Annotated in this window: 22 protein-coding genes; all 22 read left to right on the top strand. The window is 38.0% G+C overall.

The window, feature by feature from the left end; all coding sequences use genetic code 11:
• Positions 1-1,382: 1,382 nt before the first annotated feature.
• The 22 genes from K8089_RS07240 (at position 1,383) to K8089_RS07135 (ending at position 21,348) form a co-directional block, all read left to right on the top strand.
• Positions 1,383-1,799, top strand: a complete 417-nt coding sequence (locus K8089_RS07240; RefSeq protein ID WP_237602601.1) for an HYC_CC_PP family protein — start codon at positions 1,383-1,385, stop codon at positions 1,797-1,799.
• A 135-nt stretch (positions 1,800-1,934) separates the two neighbouring features.
• The gene (locus K8089_RS07235) at positions 1,935-5,735 is read left to right on the top strand and encodes an efflux RND transporter permease subunit (RefSeq protein WP_237602600.1); all 3,801 of its coding nucleotides are present in this window, start codon (positions 1,935-1,937) and stop codon (positions 5,733-5,735) included.
• A 2-nt stretch (positions 5,736-5,737) separates the two neighbouring features.
• Entirely contained in the window at positions 5,738-6,979 is a 1,242-nt protein-coding gene (locus K8089_RS07230) for a TolC family protein (RefSeq protein ID WP_338149242.1), read from the top strand.
• 63 nt (positions 6,980-7,042) lie between these two features.
• Positions 7,043-9,445: a multicopper oxidase domain-containing protein gene (locus tag K8089_RS07225; protein WP_237602599.1), complete on the top strand. Its 2,403-nt coding sequence runs from the start codon at positions 7,043-7,045 to the stop codon at positions 9,443-9,445.
• Between the two features lie 72 nt (positions 9,446-9,517).
• Complete coding sequence (locus tag K8089_RS07220; protein WP_237602598.1) at positions 9,518-10,045, top strand: hypothetical protein; 528 nt, start codon at positions 9,518-9,520, stop codon at positions 10,043-10,045.
• A gap of 79 nt (positions 10,046-10,124) precedes the next feature.
• On the top strand, positions 10,125-10,316 hold the full coding sequence (locus K8089_RS16635) for an SHOCT domain-containing protein (protein ID WP_338149241.1): 192 nt from the start codon (positions 10,125-10,127) through the stop codon (positions 10,314-10,316).
• 5 nt (positions 10,317-10,321) lie between these two features.
• Positions 10,322-10,708 carry a DUF302 domain-containing protein gene (locus K8089_RS07210; RefSeq protein ID WP_237602597.1) on the top strand — a complete coding sequence of 129 codons (387 nt, stop codon included), beginning with the start codon at positions 10,322-10,324 and terminating at the stop codon, positions 10,706-10,708.
• A gap of 58 nt (positions 10,709-10,766) precedes the next feature.
• Entirely contained in the window at positions 10,767-11,396 is a 630-nt protein-coding gene (locus K8089_RS07205; RefSeq protein WP_237602596.1) for a DUF3347 domain-containing protein, read from the top strand.
• 92 nt (positions 11,397-11,488) lie between these two features.
• Positions 11,489-11,941: a heme-binding domain-containing protein gene (locus K8089_RS07200; protein ID WP_237602595.1), complete on the top strand. Its 453-nt coding sequence runs from the start codon at positions 11,489-11,491 to the stop codon at positions 11,939-11,941.
• Between the two features lie 22 nt (positions 11,942-11,963).
• Positions 11,964-12,527, top strand: a complete 564-nt coding sequence (locus tag K8089_RS07195) for a DUF3347 domain-containing protein (protein WP_237602594.1) — start codon at positions 11,964-11,966, stop codon at positions 12,525-12,527.
• An 826-nt stretch (positions 12,528-13,353) separates the two neighbouring features.
• Positions 13,354-14,064: a PepSY domain-containing protein gene (locus K8089_RS07190; protein ID WP_237602593.1), complete on the top strand. Its 711-nt coding sequence runs from the start codon at positions 13,354-13,356 to the stop codon at positions 14,062-14,064.
• 20 nt (positions 14,065-14,084) lie between these two features.
• On the top strand, positions 14,085-14,567 hold the full coding sequence (locus K8089_RS07185; protein ID WP_237602592.1) for a DUF305 domain-containing protein: 483 nt from the start codon (positions 14,085-14,087) through the stop codon (positions 14,565-14,567).
• A gap of 12 nt (positions 14,568-14,579) precedes the next feature.
• On the top strand, positions 14,580-16,373 hold the full coding sequence (locus tag K8089_RS07180) for an efflux RND transporter periplasmic adaptor subunit (RefSeq protein ID WP_237602591.1): 1,794 nt from the start codon (positions 14,580-14,582) through the stop codon (positions 16,371-16,373).
• Between the two features lie 203 nt (positions 16,374-16,576).
• Positions 16,577-17,158 carry a helix-turn-helix domain-containing protein gene (locus K8089_RS07175; protein ID WP_237602590.1) on the top strand — a complete coding sequence of 194 codons (582 nt, stop codon included), beginning with the start codon at positions 16,577-16,579 and terminating at the stop codon, positions 17,156-17,158.
• A gap of 75 nt (positions 17,159-17,233) precedes the next feature.
• Positions 17,234-17,713 carry a hypothetical protein gene (locus K8089_RS07170; RefSeq protein WP_237602589.1) on the top strand — a complete coding sequence of 160 codons (480 nt, stop codon included), beginning with the start codon at positions 17,234-17,236 and terminating at the stop codon, positions 17,711-17,713.
• Between the two features lie 24 nt (positions 17,714-17,737).
• Positions 17,738-18,007: a hypothetical protein gene (locus tag K8089_RS07165; RefSeq protein WP_008616429.1), complete on the top strand. Its 270-nt coding sequence runs from the start codon at positions 17,738-17,740 to the stop codon at positions 18,005-18,007.
• Positions 18,008-18,014: 7 nt separating this feature from the next.
• A complete protein-coding gene (locus K8089_RS07160) occupies positions 18,015-18,233 on the top strand; it encodes a heavy-metal-associated domain-containing protein (protein WP_008616428.1) in 219 nt (72 codons plus the stop codon).
• Positions 18,234-18,284: 51 nt separating this feature from the next.
• A complete protein-coding gene (locus K8089_RS07155) occupies positions 18,285-18,473 on the top strand; it encodes an SHOCT domain-containing protein (RefSeq protein WP_237602588.1) in 189 nt (62 codons plus the stop codon).
• A 17-nt stretch (positions 18,474-18,490) separates the two neighbouring features.
• Entirely contained in the window at positions 18,491-18,769 is a 279-nt protein-coding gene (locus tag K8089_RS07150) for a DUF5676 family membrane protein (RefSeq protein WP_008616426.1), read from the top strand.
• Between the two features lie 114 nt (positions 18,770-18,883).
• Complete coding sequence (locus tag K8089_RS07145; RefSeq protein ID WP_231556198.1) at positions 18,884-19,498, top strand: lycopene cyclase domain-containing protein; 615 nt, start codon at positions 18,884-18,886, stop codon at positions 19,496-19,498.
• A 12-nt stretch (positions 19,499-19,510) separates the two neighbouring features.
• Complete coding sequence (locus K8089_RS07140) at positions 19,511-19,972, top strand: universal stress protein (RefSeq protein WP_237602587.1); 462 nt, start codon at positions 19,511-19,513, stop codon at positions 19,970-19,972.
• A 20-nt stretch (positions 19,973-19,992) separates the two neighbouring features.
• Positions 19,993-21,348 carry an NAD(P)/FAD-dependent oxidoreductase gene (locus K8089_RS07135; protein ID WP_237602586.1) on the top strand — a complete coding sequence of 452 codons (1,356 nt, stop codon included), beginning with the start codon at positions 19,993-19,995 and terminating at the stop codon, positions 21,346-21,348.
• Positions 21,349-21,368 lie beyond the last annotated feature (20 nt).

Below are 21,368 nucleotides of genomic sequence, written 5' to 3'. Positions count from 1 at the left end.
AACTCGCGCAGGAATAGGTGATGTTTGTTGAGGGGAAGGAGGATTTTGATAGGGAAGGGTGCAGGGTTTTTGGGGCTGTAGGATGTTGAAAGTGCTCCGCGGCCACCGGGAAAGGTTTTATAATCATAATCTGTTTAGACATAAGAATTGTTTCTAAATATTGAATTAGTTGTGGCAGTGGCTGCGGGGCGCTTTCTTTTGAAGACGGAATATGATAGCACCGGAAACCCTGCACTCTTCCTTTAGGGGCGTGGAAGGCTGGTATTTTAAGGTTTTAGGTATGAGGGATTTGGGGATTAGTAGGGATGTTTTTTTAATAACGCTGAATACCTGCCTGGAGTGCCCTCATTTAATTGTAACAGCGCCTATTCCTGCAACCGCTAAAAGGGGTGGGTGGGCTTTTACAGACGAATGTTTCCGCCTACGCTGAAGCTTCGGAGGACGTGGATCTTTCTTCACTGAAGTTTCGGAGGGCGGCTTTTAATGAAAAATATTTTTGAAAAGATAATTTAATAGCCGAATGTGAGTGGCTGGGGGAGGAGGAATTTGACTGAAAGACAATTTTTATGGAGGTGTGAAAACTTGGTTGTGGGACGGATGTGAGCGGCTTGGGCTATTTTACATAATGGCGTTATAGAACCACCGCAGCAGGATTTTGTTTTTTTATCTTATTTCTTACGGTTGCTTCTATAACAGACCATTATGTAAATATAGACCCTATCGACACTTCCCTTTTCTGGCGGATTTTTTGTTTTTCCTCGACTCCGTTCGGACACCGTAACTGAGTGTTTTTGAGAAGACGGATTTGTGGCTCTTTACTCACTAGTTTATATTTTATAATATTGTGTTCGTGAATGTTTCACATTTGCTTTTTTGTTGTGCCGCTATTTAAAATATATGGGCTTAAAAAAAAAAAGGAATGGGCTACATGGGTGTATAATCATACTACAAAAAGTGTGACAGAAAAAGAGCGAACCGAATTTAACTGATTCTGTAGCAAATGGAAAGGAGTGGTTAATGATACTGAAATATGAGAAACTAGTTTAAGAATTGAATTATATTTATTCAAAATAAAGTTTTCACCTCGGGGAATAGCTTTTTATATTTTCCATTTATATCATTAATATGGACAACCTGAAATTCCAATTGTAGTTGAGCAGACGGAATATTTGAAATTATGCTATTTTTCAAAAAATTGAGTAACGCATAGAGGGTTGTTCAATTTTTTCTAAACTCTTTTGATTATGGTTGACTTAGCGAGAGCTATTAAATACAAAAGCCTTTATATCTACTAGAAGGGATGGTCGTTATTTACGATAAATAATTTAAAAAGCAAATAATAGTTTAGAAAAATGAATAATTTTGATTAAGTTTGCAAGGTCATGAAAGCATTTTTCCATAAAATAGTATCCGTTTGTCTGGCGACCATAGTTTTATTTACCACTATGTCGTTCACTGTGGATATTCATTATTGTGGAGAGGCTCTAGTTGATTTTTCTGTAGTTCACGACGTAGAGACCTGTGGGATGGAATCGGAACAGCCTATGAATAGTTGTGAAAGTGGGGTTTCTGAAAAACCCTGTTGTTCAGATAAACAAGTTGTTATTGAAGGGCAGGACGAATTAAAAATTTCATTAGATACCTTATCTTTTGAGCAACAAACTTTTGTTGCTACTTTCTTTTATTCTTATGTAAATCTATTTGAGGATTTAGACACTAACATCGTTCCTTTTAGAGATTACGCTCCTCCCTTTCTCATACGGGATATACAAAAGCTACACGAGACTTATTTAATTTGATTTTAAACAGTTTCCGATAACTATCGGAAAGATTATCCTAATGGTTATAACCATTCTGGGGTCATTTCGTTGTGTTTAATTTTCTGATTGCATCAGAATCTTATTCAATGTTTAACTGTTTAACAATCAATACACATGCTGAATAAAAGCATAAAATTTCTCATAGAGAACAAGCTGGTCGCAGTTTTGTTGCTCGCACTTTTCATAGGTATGGGCGTTGTAAATGCCCCTTTTAACTGGGATACTGGTTTTCTACCCACCAACCCTGTTGCCGTAGATGCTATCCCCGATATTGGTGAAAACCAGCAAATTGTTTATACCAAATGGGAGGGCCGTTCCCCACAGGATATAGAAGACCAAATAAGCTATCCCCTAACTACAACACTTTTGGGAATCCCAGGGGTGAAAACCATCCGTAGTTCTTCGATGTTCGGCTTTTCGAGCATCTATATCATTTTTGAAGAGGATATAGAGTTCTATTGGAGCCGAAGTCGGATTTTGGAAAAACTAAATTCCTTGCCTGCTGGCTTGCTTCCCGAGGGCGTTAATCCATCTTTAGGCCCTGATGCCACAGGACTTGGACAGATTTATTGGTACACACTTGAAGGTCGCGATAAAAATGGCAATGTAACAGGAGGTTGGGATCTGCACGAATTGCGAAGCATTCAGGATTACTATGTAAAATATGCGCTTTCCTCAGCAAGTGGAGTTTCAGAGGTAGCATCGATTGGGGGTTATGTACAGGAATATCAAATCGACGTGAAACCCGAGTTGATGCGCCAATACAATATCAGCCTTTCGGAAATCGTCAAGGCAGTTAAGGAAAGCAATAAAGATATCGGCGCCCAAACCATGGAGATCAATCAGGTTGAATACTTGGTTAGGGGTCTTGGCTATATTAAGTCTGTATCGGATATTGAAGACGCCGTTGTTACTTCAGAAAATTATACTTCCATACGGATTAAGGATATAGCGAAGGTAAGTTTAGGACCAGCGCCCCGGAGAGGGATTTTGGACAAAGAAGGAGCGGAAGTTGTTGGTGGAGTAATTACGGCTCGATACGGTGCAAACCCAATGGAGGTTATCAACAACGTAAAGGAAAAGCTAGCGGAACTTAGTGCCGGTCTACCTTCCAAAGAGCTTTCAGACGGCACGGTATCGCAACTTACTGTAGTCCCTTTTTACGACCGATCGATACTTATCCAGGAAACTTTAAACACGCTTGACGAAGCCTTAAGCCTAGAAATACTCATCACGATTTTTGTGATTATCGTGATGGTCTTTAACCTAAGAGCCTCTATACTCATTTCGGGTCTGTTGCCCGTTGCGGTATTAATGGTCTTTATTGCGATGAAGTTCTTTAACGTTGATGCCAATATTGTTGCATTATCGGGTATTGCAATTGCAATTGGGACCATGGTGGATATTGGGATTATACTCACTGAAAATATAATCAGGCATCTCGATGAAGAAGAAGTGCGTTATGGCGAAACTGGTGTAAAACAGCCAATCAATACCGTTGTCTATGAGGCAAGTGCTGAAGTTTCGGGAGCCATTCTCACCGCTGTTTTGACAACAATTATCAGCTTTGTCCCTGTATTTACAATGATTGGCGCGGAAGGAAAATTATTCCGCCCCTTGGCCTTCACTAAAACAATGGCATTGGTAGCTGCATTTATGGTGGCGCTATTTCTTATTCCTCCTTTTGCAGCCTTTTTATTCCGAAGAAAAAGCATTCGGAAAACTACAGGGAATCTAATAAGCGGAATACTAATTATTATAGGAATTGGAGCCATAGTTTTTGGATATTGGTTAGGGCTAATCCTAATTGGTTTCGGGATCACCGGACTCTTAAAAGATGAAAAGTTTGCTTCCAAAATCTCCGACAGATTAACGCTATCAGATAAACACGCCAATAGCATTAACATATTTATTTCAGCTTTTGCCGTTGTCTTCTTATTGGCTGAATTCTGGCGACCCCTAGGCGTGGATAGAAGTATATTTTCGAACCTGTTATTTGTAGGCTTAATCTGTTTTGGATTATTGGCCATATTTTGGGTGTTTCAGCATTATTATACTCGGATTCTTGGGTGGGCTCTGCGCAATAAAATTTTATTTCTTTCGGTACCGACTCTTATTGTCATTCTTGGAGTTTTGATCATGCAGAATACGGGCAAGGAATTTATGCCCTCCTTAAATGAAGGTTCCTTTCTATTGATGCCCACCTCAATGCCTCATGCAGGGGTAGAAGAGAATAAACGCGTGTTGCAGCAAATGGATATGGCAGTAGCGAGTATTCCGGAGATTAAAACGGTGGTAGGAAAGTCTGGACGTACGGAATCTGCACTTGACCCTGCACCTTTATCGATGTATGAAAACATCATAGAATACAAGTCGGAATACGCGCTGAATGAAGATGGGAAGCGTCAAAGGTTTAAAGTGAATAAAGATGGACTATTTATACTAAGAGATGGCCGTCTAGTACTGAACCCCAATAGTGAGGTAGGGAATGAGGACAATTATAATGAATCAGAAATTGCAGATCCATTTTTTGTGAAAGACCAAAGCCTTATCCCCGATGACGATGGCGAATTTTACAGAAACTGGAGGCCGGAGATAAAATCTCCTGACGACATTTGGAATGAAATAGTACGCGTTACCAGAATCCCTGGCGTAACCTCCGCACCAAAGTTGCAGCCTATTGAAACAAGGTTGGTAATGTTGCAAACAGGAATGCGCGCGCCTATGGGAATTAAGGTGAAAGGGCAAGATCTTCGACAGATTGAAGCTTTTGGATTGGAGTTGGAAGAGATCATAAAACACGCTGAAGGTGTAAAAGTAGAAGCCGTTTTTGCCGATCGCATCGTTGGGAAACCCTATCTTTTAATTGACATAAAAAGAGAGCGTCTTGCCCGATACGGTGTTTCTATTGAAGATGTTCAACAAATTCTGCAGGTAGCGGTAGGAGGAATGCCTTTGACCCAAACTGTGGAAGGTAGGGAGCGCTACGGAGTGCGGGTGCGATACCCACGTGAATTGCGCGCTAATCCCGATGATTTAAAAAATATATACGTACCCGTAGAAAAGGGTAATCCGGTACCGTTGGGCGAGCTTGTGGAGATAAAATATGAGCAGGGACCACAGGTTATAAAAAGTGAGGATACTTTTTTGGTAGGATATGTATTATTTGATAAACTTGACGGTTTCGCGGAAGTTGATGTTGTAGAAAATGCTCAGGCCTTGATTAATGAAAAAATTGATAACGGGGAACTTATAGTCCCCAAAGGAATTAACTATCAGTTTACCGGAACTTATGAAAACCAATTACGGGCTGAAAAAACCCTTTCCGTAATAGTACCCTTGGCATTAGGGATTATCTTTTTGATCCTTTATTTCCAATTTCGCTCTGTATCCACTTCATTAATGGTGTTTACGGGAATTGCGGTAGCTTTTGCAGGTGGTTTTTTGATGATTTGGTTTTACGGACAGGATTGGTTTTTAAACTTCAATTTTTTTGGAGAGAACTTACGAGATATGTTTCAGATGCATACCATCAATTTAAGTGTCGCTGTCTGGGTTGGTTTTATTGCCCTTTTCGGAATTGCAACCGATGATGGCGTTGTAATGGCCACTTATCTTACACAAACCTTTGACAGGAACGATCCTGAAAATGTAAAGGAAATTCGTGCTTCCGTAGTAGAGGCAGGAATGAAGAGAATACGTCCCTGTTTGATGACTACAGCTACCACAATTTTGGCCTTGTTCCCAATCCTGACTTCTACAGGGAGGGGAAGCGATATAATGATCCCAATGGCCATCCCGAGTTTTGGCGGGATGTTGATTGCGTTGATCACTCTTTTTGTAGTTCCGGTTTTATTCAGTTGGAGAAAAGAAGCAAAATTGAAAAATAAATTAAGAACCCTTAAAGCAAGCTAGAAATGAATTCAAATTTTAAAACAACATTTCTTTCGAGAAATCCGAAATTTTGGATGCCAAGGATATTTCTTTTTTCGCTAATATTCTTGAGTTGGTCCGCACAAGGCCAACAGCTGGAAACCTTTATTGATGAGGCTGTTAGGAACAATCCCAATATTCAAGCAGTTGAAAAGCAACACGCTATTGCTACGGAAAAGGTGTCGGAGACCAGCACGTTACCAGATACCCAGTTTTCAGGGGGATATACGCTTAGTAAAACCGAAATGCCGATGATGCAGCAGGGGGAATTTTCGGTGATGCAAATGCTTCCCTGGTTTGGAACTATTTCTGCGCGCGGTAAATATGCCACTGCAATGGCCGATGCCGATTTTGTGGACATAGAAATAGCCAAAAGAAAAATCGCAATGGCGGTGTCGCAATCCTATTACCGTTTATATGAAATAACTAAAAAACAAGAGGTATTGGATTCCAATATTGAGCTTTTGCGGGCTTATGAACAAATGGCATTAGCCTCTGTGGAGGTGGGGCAGGCTACAGCGGTGTCAGTGCTACGTCTTCAGATGCGACAAAACGACCTTCTTAAAACAAAATTGGTATTGGAACAGAATTATGCGGCGGAACTTACCACTTTCAATAAAATACTGAATCGAGAGGAAGTAACTGATGTTTCTATAAGTGATAGCTGGACAATTCCAGAGAAAGATGTTGAAATAGATTTCAGCACACTTATGCTACATCCCGAAATAACAAAGTTTAACGAGCTGAACGAGGTGGTTTCACAGGCAGATATTCTGAATAAAAAAGAAAGCGCGCCAGATTTTGGAATAGGGGTGCAGTATATGCTTTTAAATGAGGCACCGAATATGCTAATGCCAATGGCAACGCTCTCAATCCCCATATTCAACAAGAAATATAAATCCGTCACGAGACAGAACAAATTGAAATTCGAAGAGCTTGAAATTCAAAAACAAGCTTCTGAAAACTCGTTAATGACCCAGCTGCAAACTGCGATAAGAAATAGAAACTCTGCGCGTATAAGTTTGGAGACGCAGGACAACAATTTAAAACAAGCACAAAACGCGACCGAAATTTTGTTTAAAAACTATGAGACGGGTACTATAGATTTTAGGGAGGTTTTGGATGTACAGGAACTGCAGTTGAAATTTCAAATTAGCCGCATTGAAGCTATAGGTGCCTATTATATTCAGAAGAGCATAATTGATTATTATACAGCTGAAAAATGATAAATATGCAATCGTCTTATTTCAGTAAAAAAACATTTTCAATAATCTAAAAAATATTAAAAAATGAACCATTTTAAATTTTTTATAATCCTGCTTTTAATTGGCTGCAATCAGGGATTTGCACAAATAGTAGAAGGCAATCCTGATAATCTGCCAGTTCGGGAATACACTTTGGTTATCAAAGAAGAAATGGTAAATAAAGCAGGGAAAGAGACTAAAGGAATGACGGTTAACGGAACCATTCCAGGGCCAACTTTGGAGTTTACTGAAGGCGAATACGCAGTTATTTATGTGAAAAACGAAATGGACGTCCAGACTTCAATTCACTGGCACGGCCTCTTGTTGCCAAATTTTATGGATGGAGTACCCTATTTAACCACGCCACCTATAAAACCTGGAACAACTTTTAAGTATGAATTTCCTATTAGACAATCGGGTACGTATTGGTATCACTCCCATACAATGCTGCAGGAGCAAAGTGGTGTTTTTGGTTCATTATTAATACATCCCAAGGAAAAAACCTTGGATTATGACCACGATTTAGTTTTAATGTTGTCTGATTGGACCAATGAAAATCCGCACAGCGTACTGCGAAACTTAAAGCGTGGCAACGAATGGTATCAAATGAAAAAAGGAACGGCAACCCCATTAAATAAAGTGATAGCCCGTGGCGCGTTTGGCGCGCAACTAGATTTTTGGCGACAAAGAATGGGAGGAGCAGACATTGCAGATGTGTATTACCCTGCATTTTTAATCAATGGCGAAGAATCTGTAACATATCCCAATTTTAATCCAGGAGAAAAGGTGCGTTTGCGCATAATAAATGGTTCTGCCTCTTCGCAATTTTGGATGACATTTGGCGGCAATCCTCCATTATTGGTCTCTGCCGATGGCTTGGACGTTGTTCCCGTTGAACACAGTAAAACATTTATAGCCACAGCTGAAACCTATGACTTTATTATTACCATTCCACAAAATGGCAAGATTGAGTTACGCGCAATGGCGCAAGACGGTTCGGGAAATACTACAGCTTATTTTGGAAAAGGAGAAGTGTTTTCTGCTGAAATTATTCCGAAACCCGATAAAATAAAGATGATGCAGGAAATGGCAAAAATGGACATGAAAATGGGGGCACACGCCATAAAATTTCAACCCAAAAAAGATGAGCGTTTTGAAATGAAAGATGAATACGGAATGCAAATGGGAGCAATGAATATGGAAGAAGGAACCATGGATATGCAAATGCCGAAAGATGCTGCAATGGACGAGAAAGTAGACCATTCAAAAATGAACCATTCCAATCCGGAAAAGAAAACAGATTCAACTAAAACGATGAAGGGGATGGAAATGGATCATTCCAAAATGGATCATTCTAAGATGGAAATGACTTCAGATTCATCTTCAAAAACAGAAGAAATGGATCATTCAAATATGGAGGGAATGAACATGTTTTCAGAATACAATTACGATTATTTAAAATCTCCAGAAAAAACTAGTTACGATAAAAATCTTCCCGTAAAGGAAATTCTTTTGAATCTTACGGGCAATATGCAACGCTACCTTTGGAGTATGAACGGTGTTCCTTTGAGTGAAGCCGACAACATTAAAATAAAGAATGGCGAAGTAACTAGAATGACCTTCAATAATTTAACGATGATGCATCACCCTATGCACCTTCACGGTCACTTTTTTAGGGTCATCAATAAAAATGGGGAGCATTCACCTTTGAAACACACGGTCAACGTTCCGCCAATGGAGCAAGTTACCATAGAATTTAGTGGGAACGATGGCGATGAAAACGGCGATTGGTTTTTTCACTGTCATATACTTTATCATATGATGAGCGGAATGGCACGGGTTGTAAGTTATGAAACCCCTCGCGACCCACGAATGGAAAAATACCCTGTAAAACATCTAATTAAGGAAGCGGATCAGTTTTATGTGTGGTCAACGGCTGATGTGGCGTCGCATATGGCGGAGTTTAATTTTGTTGCTTCCAATCTTCGAAACCAATTTAATGTTTTGGCAGAATATGGATGGAATCAAAACTTAGAAGCCGAAGTAACCTATGAACGTTATCTCCACGATTATTTTAGAGTGTTTGGTGGTGTGAATATTGAAAATGAATTGGAAGATAATTTGGATGAAATTTCAACTACAGCCATTGCAGGGATTCGATTTTTGACACCCTATCTTTTCAATCTAGATATGCGCATAGACAGTAAATTGAGACCCCAAATTGGTTTGAGTAGAGAGATTTTAATCTTTCCGCGAACCGCGATTTTTGGTAAATATGAATATCAAGCAGATTTTGGATGGGTGAGCGACCTTCCTATGGGAGATAATTTTTCGAACGAAGTAACTTGGAAGGCAGGCGTAGAATATTATTTATCACGAGACTTTTCATTGATGGCAAGCTACGACAACCGTTTTGGTGCAGGTGGGGGGCTTTCGGCGAGATTTTAAAAAGGAATAATTTTAAAAACAAATAGTAATAATTTAAATCAAATCAAAATGTGAACAATTGTAAAAACGTTATTGATTATTGCAACAGTAGGAACCTTGGGTAGCTGTAAATCAGCATTTAATGCCTCTGAAACGATGGAAATCCAGGGCAATCGGAATGCTGTGTATCAGGAAATAATTTCAGACCCAAGCCAATTCAGTGAATTTATCGAGCAAGCACAGCAGAATGAAGGGGCACAAAAAATAATGATGCAGCAGCATATGCAGAAGATGGAATCTGGAAACATGAAAATGATGATGGAGAAAAGCCCTGAAATGAAAGAAAAAATGCAATCCCATATGCAGATGATGATGGAGAAAAACCCTGAAATGATGCAAAAGATGCAATCAAAAATGCTTGGGAAGATGATGGAGAGCGAAAAGGGTCGTAAAATGCTAATGGATGAAATCCATAACAACAAAACGATGAAAGACGCGATGAAAGCAAAGATGATGGAAATGATGGATGAGAACCCTGAAATGATGGAAGAAATGAAGCAAAAAATGATGGAAAAAAATCCTGAAATGAAGAAGAAGATGAAAGGAAAAATGAAAAAATGAAGGGTAGCAAATTCTCATTTTCAAAGATGAGGGTAACTACAAACGAAAACTATTGGTTAACAATTAAAACTAAAAAATTATGATGATGTGGTGGTGGATAGTGATACCTATTGTACTTGTATTTGTTGTATTTCAGTACAAAGGACGAAATAGACAAAATATAGTTAAGAGGGAAAATCCCATGGATATTTTGGACAACCGGTTCGCCAAGGGCGAAATATCCAAAGAGGAATATGAAGAACAAAAACGAATGTTGAACTCTAAAAATTAAAAACGATGAACTATTATTTCAATAAAATAATGAAAGGCACTTTTGAAGAGGTTATCGATAAGGTTACCCAAGGATTGAAAGAAGAAGGTTTTGGCATACTCACGGAAATTGATGTGACGGCAACCTTAAAGGAGAAACTTGATGTGGATTTTAAAAAGTATAGGATACTGGGAGCTTGTAATCCACCTTATGCACATAAAGCTTTGGAGGCCGAAGATAAAATCGGGACCATGCTGCCCTGCAATGTCATTGTACAGGAAATTGAAGAAGGCATCATTGAGGTAGCAGCAGTAAACCCAATGGCATCCATGCAGGCGGTGGAGAATGAAAAACTGCATGAGGTGGCGAAAGAGATTACCTCAATGTTAGAAAATATAATTGAAAAGTTATAGGGTCTTTAACAACTACTAGTAATAGTGAATAATTAACGCAAACTTAAATTAGAGCAAAATGAGCAAATTAAAATCAACATTAGGTATAGTTGCGATAGCATTTATAACCTTAACAGCGGTGTCTTGTAAAGACAGCAAAAAAGAACAGGAAAGCATTGATGGTCACCAATCAGAAATGAATAGTGGAGAAGATCATTCAAAAATGAATCACGATAACAGTGATGGTCATCACGATGGCGAAAAAACGGAAATGGCAATGGGTGGCCATGGTACTTCGGAAGCCGTATTAAATGACTACTTCAATCTTAAAGATGCTTTGGTTGCTGATGATAATGCCAAAGCAAAAGAACTTGGGGCGATTATAGCAACAAGCTTCGGAAATCTTGATGTTTCAAATTATACAGATGCTCAAAAAGCAAGTTTAAAAGATATAATTGAAGACGCTGTAGAACACGCGGAACATATTTCTGAAAGTGACATAGACCATCAGCGAGAGCATTTCAAAATATTGAGTAAAGATGTAACTGATATGGTCGCTATTACAGGAACAAAGAACACCCTCTACCAACTGTTTTGCCCTATGTATGATGGGGGTAGTGCCTGGTTAAGTATGAGCAAAGAAATTAAAAATCCTTATTACGGAAGTAAAATGTTGAAGTGCGGGGAAGTGCAAAAGGAGATAAATTAAATGACGTAGGACTTATGGACGTAGGACGTAGGACTAAAAAGCAATCCAAAAGTCTTACGTCATATGTCATACCATCTTAAGTCAAATTTATTATGAAGATTCTAAAGATTATTGCAATAATATTACTGGTAGCGTTTGTGGGTATTCAATTTATTCCCACTGAACGGAATCAAAGTGATACGGTTCCACCAACTGATTTTATGCTGGTTCATAATGTTCCCGAAACTATTCAGAATAAGTTACAGGTATCTTGCTATGATTGCCACAGTAATAATACGCAATACCCCTGGTATAATAAGGTTCAACCAGCTGCTTGGTTTTTGGAAGATCATATAAAAGAAGGAAAGGCCGAACTTAATTTTAGTGAATGGGATTCCTTATCCAGTCGAAGAAAGAAGAGTAAGTTACGGTCTATTGTCAAGCAAATTGAAAATGGCGAAATGCCTTTGGACTCATACACCTTGATTCATAAGGATGCAATATTATCAAAAGATGAAGCAGAAGAAATTATCGGTTTTATCACACAATTGAAAAACAGTTTATAAACAATAATTAAATATAATAAAAATGAAAAATCTAAAAATGAGTATAGCAGGAATGCTATTGTTAGCAATTTCTTTTACCAATGCACATGCAAAGGAAAAAATGAACCACAATCAGAGTGATATGAAAATGAACCATAGCACTATGAAAATGGACAAGATGAATAATCCTACAGCAGAAGCAGTTCTGGCTGATTATTTTACAATGAAAGATGCTTTAGTAGGAGATGATTCTAAAAAGGCGGCACAAGCGGGAACTAAATTAATGGCCTCCCTAAAGGCTTTTGATATGAAAAGCTACAGCAAAGAGGATCAAAAAGAACTGGCCGATATCATAGAAGATGCTATGGAACACGCCGAACATATTTCTGAAAGTCCCATAGACCATCAGCGAGAGCATTTCAAAACCTTGAGCAAGGATATAACCGATATGGTCGCCATAACCGGAACAAAAAACACACTTTACGAACAGTTTTGCCCAATGTATGACAAGGGTAGTGCTTGGTTAAGTACAAGTAAGGAAGTTAGAAATCCATATTACGGTAGTGGCATGCTTAAATGCGGGAAAGTTCAAAAAACTATTCAATAGTTGATTCCTAAAAAAATCTTTTCAAGGCTCTGATTTTTAGTTAACGGAGGATTGTAAGATTATGGAATATCTGAATAGTTAAGTCCTTTCGCGGGAAGGTAAACAGTGTTGATAGTTAGTATATTAACCTTCCTGTGTCAGGCACAAATAATTTTGAAGCAGCCAAGGAGCTTTGTTTAAAGGCCATCAATATAAGGGGAAGATAAGCTCTTATAATAGTATCATTTTTTTTGCAATGTAGCAATAACGGCCTAATGAAGAGGAGAAGTTTTGTGAAGTGTACTTGATTTTGAGGGGTAAGCATTTTAGTTGATTAGTTAATAGTAGTTTACCTCTCATTTCAAGTATTATTTATATGGTTTTGTAATTATAAAACAACAATATACATAGAACAATGAAACAGTGTTGTAAAAACGGAGATCAAGACACAACAGAAAAATCTGTTGTAAAAAAATGGTTCATTTATGCCATTATAGCTATTATTCACACTGGTGCATTTTTCCTGCAATTAACAGGGGGCTAGGTTAGTAATAGCTTGTTTTGCCTATAGTGGCGGCATTTTCATTTAGAGTGATAAGTTAATAGAAGAAAGAGATGAAGACTCCAAAAAACATGCAGAAGTATTGTTGTTTTAATTTTTCTAAAGGAAAGGAAATCAATGATAAGTAATATAAAGAATTGGTTTTTAATAAAGACCTGACTTGGAAAGGATATGTAGTTTACCGGATAGTTTCTATGTTCCCTTCCATTATCAGGCACTCAGTAATTATGTATCCGGATTTTTTCAAAACAAAATGATAATAATCAAAAGAATCAATAAGTTACCATGGTCAATAGAAAAACAGCAATCAAAATACGAAAGGCTCACAGATATTTGGGGCTCTTTTTAGGGATACAATTTCTGTTTTGGACCATCAGCGGAATGTATTTTAGTTGGACGAGCATAGATGATATTCACGGGGATCAATTTCGCAATTTAGAGTATGAGCCAAAGGCCTTTGACAACTTAATAAGCCCTTCAAAAATAAATAATTCTGAAGGCATTAGAAGTATTGAGATTAGGGATATTAACACAGCTCCTTATTACTGGGTAAACAAGAAGCAATTGTACAGTGCAAAAACTGGAGAAGCTAAAAAAGATATTTCCGAAGAAGAAGCCTTGTCTGTAGCCAAAAATTATATGAAAGAAGATATGAAAGTGGTAAACATCCAAAAAATAACCGAAGTGGACGACTATCACGAATATCGGGAAAAGCTGTTGCCTGCCTACGTTATTTCATATGATACCGATGAAGCACTAAAGGCTTATGTTTCGGTAACAGACGGAAAATTCCAGACCGTAAGACATCGAGCGTGGCGTTGGTTCGACTTTTTATGGATGACTCACACAATGGATTATGACACGCGAGACAACTTTAATACGATTGTATTAAGAATGTTTTCGCTTCTGGGATTAATTACAGTGTTAAGTGGATTCCTGCTGTGGTACACTTCCTCTCCCGCGATTAGAAAAATACAAAAGAAAGTAAGTAAATAATAACCAAAAACCCGAAAACAATGGAACATTCAAATCAACATCAAAGCAAAGGCAATTACACAAAATTTATTTTGATGCTCGCCGCATCTTTTATTGCAATGTACATTACTATGTACCTAAACACCTATGAAATAGACCATGTTTATTTTAGTCTTACCCGATTTTATATGAGTTGTCTAGGTATCGCTGCAATGGCCATTATAATGTTTGTTGCTATGCGTAATATGTACCAAAATAAAAAGAAGAACATAGCAATTGTTTTGGGAAGTATTATTCTTTTTAGTGGTGCTTTAGGTCTGGTGAGAATCCAGGCTCCAATCATTGGTGATGTACTCTGGATGAAAGCTATGATTCCGCATCACTCTATTGCCATATTGACTAGTAAGCGAGCTGATATAAATGATCCAGAGGTTAAAAAATTGGCTGAAGATATTATTAAAGCGCAGGAAAAGGAAATTACGGAAATGAAGATGATGATTAAGCGATTGGAGAACAATAAATAAATATATAAACTAATGAAAAAGAATATCATTTACGTAGGTGTGGCCTTAATTATAGGCCTTCTAGGAGGATTTCTGCTATTCGGTGGAGATGTTGCGACAAACAATGACAACCACGATCATTCAGAAGCGGTTGCTAAAAATCAAATGTGGACTTGCTCCATGCACCCCCAAATTATGCAGCCCGAACCGGGAGATTGCCCTATTTGTGGAATGGACTTAATCCCTGCTGAATCAGGGGCGGAAGGTCTGGCATTGAACGAGATAAAAATGACTGATAATGCAATGGCCTTGGCTAATATACAAACTGTTTTAGTAGGCAATGCCTCCGAAGCTGAGGGGAACTTCTTGTTGCTTTCAGGAAAAGTTATGCCCAATGAAGAAGCCAATGCGGTGCAGGCCAGTTATTTTGAAGGTCGTATAGAAAAGCTGAATGTCAGTTTTACCGGAGAAAAAGTCCGTAAGGGACAATTGTTGGCCACCATTTACGCGCCAGCACTCGTTGCAGCACAGCAGGAACTTTTAACCGCTGCTTCTATGAAAACGTCGCAACCCGCTTTGTATAAAGCAGTCCGCAATAAATTAAAACTGTGGAAAGTATCAGATACTCAAATCGATCAAATTGAGTCTTCGGGGAAAGTACGTGAGAATTTTCCAATTTATGCCACAGTATCGGGTACGGTTTCAGAAAAAATGGCAGAAGAAGGGGACTACGTCAAACAAGGCCAGCCAATAGTAAAAGTAAGTGACCTAGGTACCGTTTGGGCAATGTTTGACGCCTATGAAAATCAGATTTCTCAACTAAAGGAAGGACAAAAAATAACTGTAACTACAAATGCCTATCCTAATAAAGAGTTTGAAGCGACCGTGTCATTTATTGACCCGTCTTTGAACACCCAATCCAGAACTGTTTCAGTAAGAGCAACTTTAAACAATAAAGACGGACTTTTTAAACCTGGAATGTTTGTTACCTCTAAAGTGCAGATGTCGAAAAATATTGATAATAAATCCTTAATAAGCGTTCCGGCTTCGGCGGTACTTTGGACGGGTAGTAGATCTTTGGTATATGTAAAAACCAATCCTAACGAACCTATTTTTGAGATGCGGGAAGTAACCTTGGGTTCTAAAAATGGAGATAATTATACAATTGTTGATGGACTGTCCAATGGGGAAGAAGTGGTAACCAATGGTACATTTACTGTAGATGCCGCGGCACAGTTACAGGGCAAGAAAAGTATGATGAATGCTGAAGGGGGTAAAACAATGACAGGCCATGAGGGGCATTTGGGAATGCAGCCAGACGCTTCGGGAGACACTGCAGGTACAACCGATCATTCAGAAATGAAAGAAAGGATTGTTGTTTCTAACAAGTTTCAGAATCAATTAAAGCAGGTTTTTGAAGATTATATTCTTTTAAAAGATGCTCTCGTAAATGATGATCCCACATCTGCTCAACAAGCTGGAAAGCAAATAGACCAATCCTTGAAAAAAGTAGATATGAAATTATTAACTGACGAAAAAGCGCATAACCATTGGATGACTATTCAGAAGGAACTAAAAACCTCTGCCAATGCTATTAAAAACAGTTCAGATATAGCAACACAAAGAGGGCATTTTAAGCATCTTTCAGCCCATATGATAAGTAGTGTGCAGCTTTTTGGGATTAACCAAAAGGTATATATCGAGTTTTGCCCTATGGCTGATGGTGATAAAGGTGCTTACTGGTTAAGTTTAGAAAAAGAAATTCGCAACCCTTACTATGGGGAGGCAATGTTAAAATGTGGCGAGGTAGAAGCAGTTCTAGAATAAAATAAATTATCGATCAATCTTGATAATACATAAAGCAATTTTAGTTTTAAGATTATGAGTAGGGGGTAGGATACAGGTGTTAATTGTTTGATGATTAGAGAGTTGTTTGTTTTTGATTCTGAGAATACACTAATTGGAAACACCATTATAATTATGATAACTGTTTTATTGACGCAAGGTATTTTAATTAAATCGAATTGGAGATGAGTTTACAAAAGGAATTTTGGATTAAGAATATGGTCTGTAGTCGCTGCCTAAAGGTAATTACGCAGGAATTACAGGCAATTGGAGTATCGGTCGTTTCTCTGGAACTGGGAAGGTTATTGGTAGAAGCATCAAAAAAGACCGACATTGAAATTATCGATGCAGTATCAACTGTACTACACGCCAATAATTTTGAAATTGTTCAGAACGAAGAAGAAATGCTCGTAGAAAGGATCAAGATTATTCTTATAGAACAACTGCAAGAGCTACCGCTACATATTAAGGTAAAAACATCTGAATTATTGTCATCAGGTCTTCATCGTGATTACAAAACATTGAGCAGATTGTTTTCTGCCCAGGAACAAACCACTATTGAAAAATACTTTATCAAATTAAAGATTGAAAAAGTTAAAGAGCTCATTCAGCTTAAACAACATTCCTTTTCAGATATAGGGTACCTATTGGACTACAGCAGTGTCAACCATTTGTCTAGACAGTTTAAGGACGTTATAGGAGTAAGTATGACCGATTATAAAAATGCAGAAGACTGGAAACGAAATTTTTACGATGAAATTATATAGATCATAGCGAAAGTTATGTACAACAAGATAGTACAAAACCAATAATTTTATAGTATTAATTCAAAACAAACACCTATGAAAGCACTTACAATTATTTTATCGATGATTGGGCTTGTAAGTTTGAACAGTTGCACACAAGAAACAAACCCTCAAGCAGTACTGGAAAACCCAGAAACCCGCACAGAAGTCTTCAATGATATTGCCCAGAATGACGATTATATGACGGAGTTTATGGAAAGTATGCACGACAACCAACACGCAATGCAAATGATGCAGGGCAACAAAAAAATGATGAGCTCAATGATGCAAGGAGAAGGAATGCAAATGATGATGAAAGACAGTACAATGATGCACTCAATTATGGACGGAATGATGAATGACGGCAAAATGATGGGCACTATGATGAAAATGATGCACGAAAAAGGGATGATGAGCGAAGACTGTATGGAATCCTGCTCAAAGATGATGGGCGAAAAAGGAATGGATATGCAGGGTATGGACAAGATGGACGATATGGATAGTCCAACCAAAGGTGAGCATACCGAGCATCATTAATTTTAACTTTTAAAATAAACAACAATGAAAAATAATCACTGGATATGGATGGTCATCGGTTGTGGATTACCATTACTGTTTATCTTTTTTGCACCATCATTAGGTATAGGAAGCAGTTCGTCTCTATTCATCTTCATCCTCTTTATGTTTGCTTGTCACTTATTTATGCCTCACGGTTCACATCGCCACGGTGGGCACAATCATTCACAGAATAGACAAAGAGAAAACGAACACGGTAAAGATGTTTCAAAAACAGAACCAAAAGATGAACACAAAGGGCATCATCACCATTAAATACTAAATGATGAAACAAAAATTTCAAATAAGCGGAATCAGCTGCGGTGGATGTGTATCAAGAGTAAAAAAGACTTTAGAAGAACATCCCAATATAGAAAAAGCAGAGATCTTTTTGGCACCAAAAGGTGCTGCACTTATCACGATGAATGAAGCACTTTCTGTTGCCGAATTACAAAAGCAACTTGATGGGCTCAATGGTTATACAATTACAGAATTAAATTAACAACAACTTAAAACCAAAAATTATACATTTTTCGAAGGACATTTTGGAGGTATGCACCTAATATGGTGGATTATATGGATTATTTTATTGGCTTGGATATTCTTTATCCCAGCAGATATCCCTTATCAAAAAACAAAGAAGGACAGCCCACTGGATATTCTTAAAAACCGCTTTGCTAAAGGCGAAATATCCAAGGAAGAATTTGAGGAATCAAAAAAGATATTAAAATCAGACAACTAACTCAAAACTTTAAAATTATGTATCGATTAAACGTAAAAAAACTCGGATTTGCTTTCGGTCTTACGGGGGCACTAATTTACTTAGGCTGTATGATAGTTATGTCAACAGCAGGTCGAGAAGCCACTATCGATTTTTTCAACAGCCTATTGCACGGTTTAGATACCACAAGCATTATCAGGATGGATGTGCCACTATGGGAAGCTGGTTTGGGAATAGTACAGATATTCATTTTAGGATGGCTAATAGGTGCCTGTATTGCGGCTTTTTATAATGCGCAAATAAAAGTCAAAAAATAAGAGAGTAAAATAAAATTTATGCAATATGTCTGGTTCATATGGTCTCTTATAATTCTTGCTCTTTGGGCAATAATCTATTTGTCAAAAAAGGGGTATAGAAAAGAAATGCTCAAAATGAGCCTTATCACTATGCCCTTTGGCCTAACAGAACCCTTGTTTGTTCCAGAATATTGGTTTCCACCTTCCCTATTCCATTTAGCGGAAAGAACAGGTTTTGATATTGAGAGCCTTATCTTCTCTTTTGCTATTGGCGGAATAGGGACGGTATTGTATAATCTGATATTCAAAAAAGGCTATATAGATATGCCTCATACCGAACGGAGCCACCAAAGACATAAGCTACATATTTATATACTATTTGTTCCAGCCATTGTATTTGTAATATTTAGTCTTTTCACCGCGCTTAACCACATCTATTGTGGCATCATTGCAATGTTTTTTGGTGGTTTGGCAACATTGTACTGTCGCCCAGATTTAAAAGGAAAGATATGGGTTGGAGGAATCTTGTTTACCATACTGTACTTCATTTATTTCGGAAGCATCCTTCCGTTTTATCCGCAATATGTGGAGCTGTACTGGAATCTGGACAACCTGACCCATATTCTTGTTCTAGGAATTCCAATTGAAGAATTATTATTCGCTTTCACCTTTGGTATGTATTGGTCTGGATTATATGAACACTTGTATTGGAGAAAACTTATAAAATCGAAAGAAATGTCAACCAACTAAAACATTCAAATTATGAAAATATTATTGGCAGTAGACGGTTCAAGCTTTAGCAAAGCTGCCGTAGAAGAACTCCATAAAATGACATTACCATCACATACTGAAATCTGCATCATAAATGTTTATGAATATCCAGCGATGCTTGGCCCTGAACTAATGGCTACAGGTGGAAACTTGAACAATTACTTTGAAGAATTCATAAGCGGTGCCAAAAAATTGGGCGACAAAATTGTTTCGGAAGCCAGCGATGTCCTAAAGAGCAAAAACGAAGCTCTTAACATAACTACTGCCGTTGTGAGTGGATTACCCAAAAGTGCCATCCTGGAAAAAGCAGAGGATTGGAAGGCAGATTTAATCGTAGTTGGCTCTCAAGGTCAAGGTGCGCTTTCCCGCCTCCTTTTAGGTTCTGTTTCCCAATATTTAGCCACGCACGCCAAGTGCTCGGTATTGATTGCAAGAGATAAGAATGAAGGGTAAATTAAATTATAAACTAACAAATGAAGGATAGCCACGCACATAACAAAACAATGGATTCTACTTGTATGGTAGCAGATGAAATCTGTCTTCCGGATTCCAAATTCCCACGTATTGTTATCATTGGTGGAGGGTTTGCAGGTTTGGCATTGGTAGAAAAATTGAAGCACAAAGAGTTGCAAGTTGTTTTGTTCGATAAAAACAACTTTCATCAATTTCAACCTTTGCTGTACCAAGTGGCTACAAGTGCGTTGGAACCTGATAGCATAGTATTTCCATTTAGGAAACAATTCAATGGTTACAAAAATGTAGTATTTCGTTTGGTCGAAGTAGAAGAAATTCAGCCCTCATTAAACACATTAATAACTTCTAAAGGAAAAGTTCACTATGACTATCTGGTAATTGCTTCAGGTACAACCACCAATTTTTTTGGGATGGATAAAGTAGCAGAAAACAGCTTGGGAATGAAGGATATCCGAGATTCCCTGAACATTCGCCATATGATGTTGCAAAATTTAGAACAGGCTGCCATTACCTGTGATGATGATGAACGGGATGCCCTAACAAATTTTGTAATTGTAGGTGGTGGTCCTGCCGGTGTAGAGATGGCAGGAGCATTGGCTGAATTCTGTAAATACATTCTACCCAAAGATTATCCAGAGTATCCTGCTTCCATTATGAACATTTATTTAATAGAAGCCATTGATGAGTTGTTAAGCACAATGTCTGATAGGGCATCATCGAAAACCCTCAAATATTTAGAGGATTTAAATGTAAAGGTATTATTAAATGAAGCTGTAAGCAATTATGATGGAAAGGAAGTCACTACCATAAGTGGTAAGACCATTTTGGCTAAAAACCTTATCTGGACGGCTGGCGTAAAAGGACAATTCCCAAATGGTATTGATGAAAAACACATAGTCAGGGGCAACCGGATTAAAACCGATGCTAATTTAAAAGTAGAAGGCTACGAAAACATTTTTGCCATAGGCGATATAGCTGCGCTTATTTCTGAAGAAAGACCCAAAGGGCATCCACAGGTGGCGCAGGCAGCAATTCAACAAGGAAAATATCTGGGCGATTCGATATTAAATATCATAAATAACAAATCCATAAAACCTTTCAAATATAAAGATAAAGGTTCCTTAGCAACCGTAGGAAAACGCAAGGCAGTTGCCGATTTGGGCAAATTTAAATTTGCAGGCTATTTCGCCTGGTTGCTGTGGTCCGTTGTTCACTTGATGGCCATAAGTGGATTTAGAAATAGATTGATGGTTGGTTTTAATTGGGCGGTTAGCTATTTCACTTATGAAAAGAGCAACCGCTTGATTATTAGAAATTTTAAGCCAAAATCATTAATCGATAATACAGAAGAATAACTAATTAAAACAAAATTTAT

Source organism: Aequorivita vitellina (assembly GCF_022008365.1).
Lineage (GTDB): Bacteria > Bacteroidota > Bacteroidia > Flavobacteriales > Flavobacteriaceae > Aequorivita > Aequorivita vitellina.
This window is presented reverse-complemented; position numbering and strand designations above follow the sequence as displayed.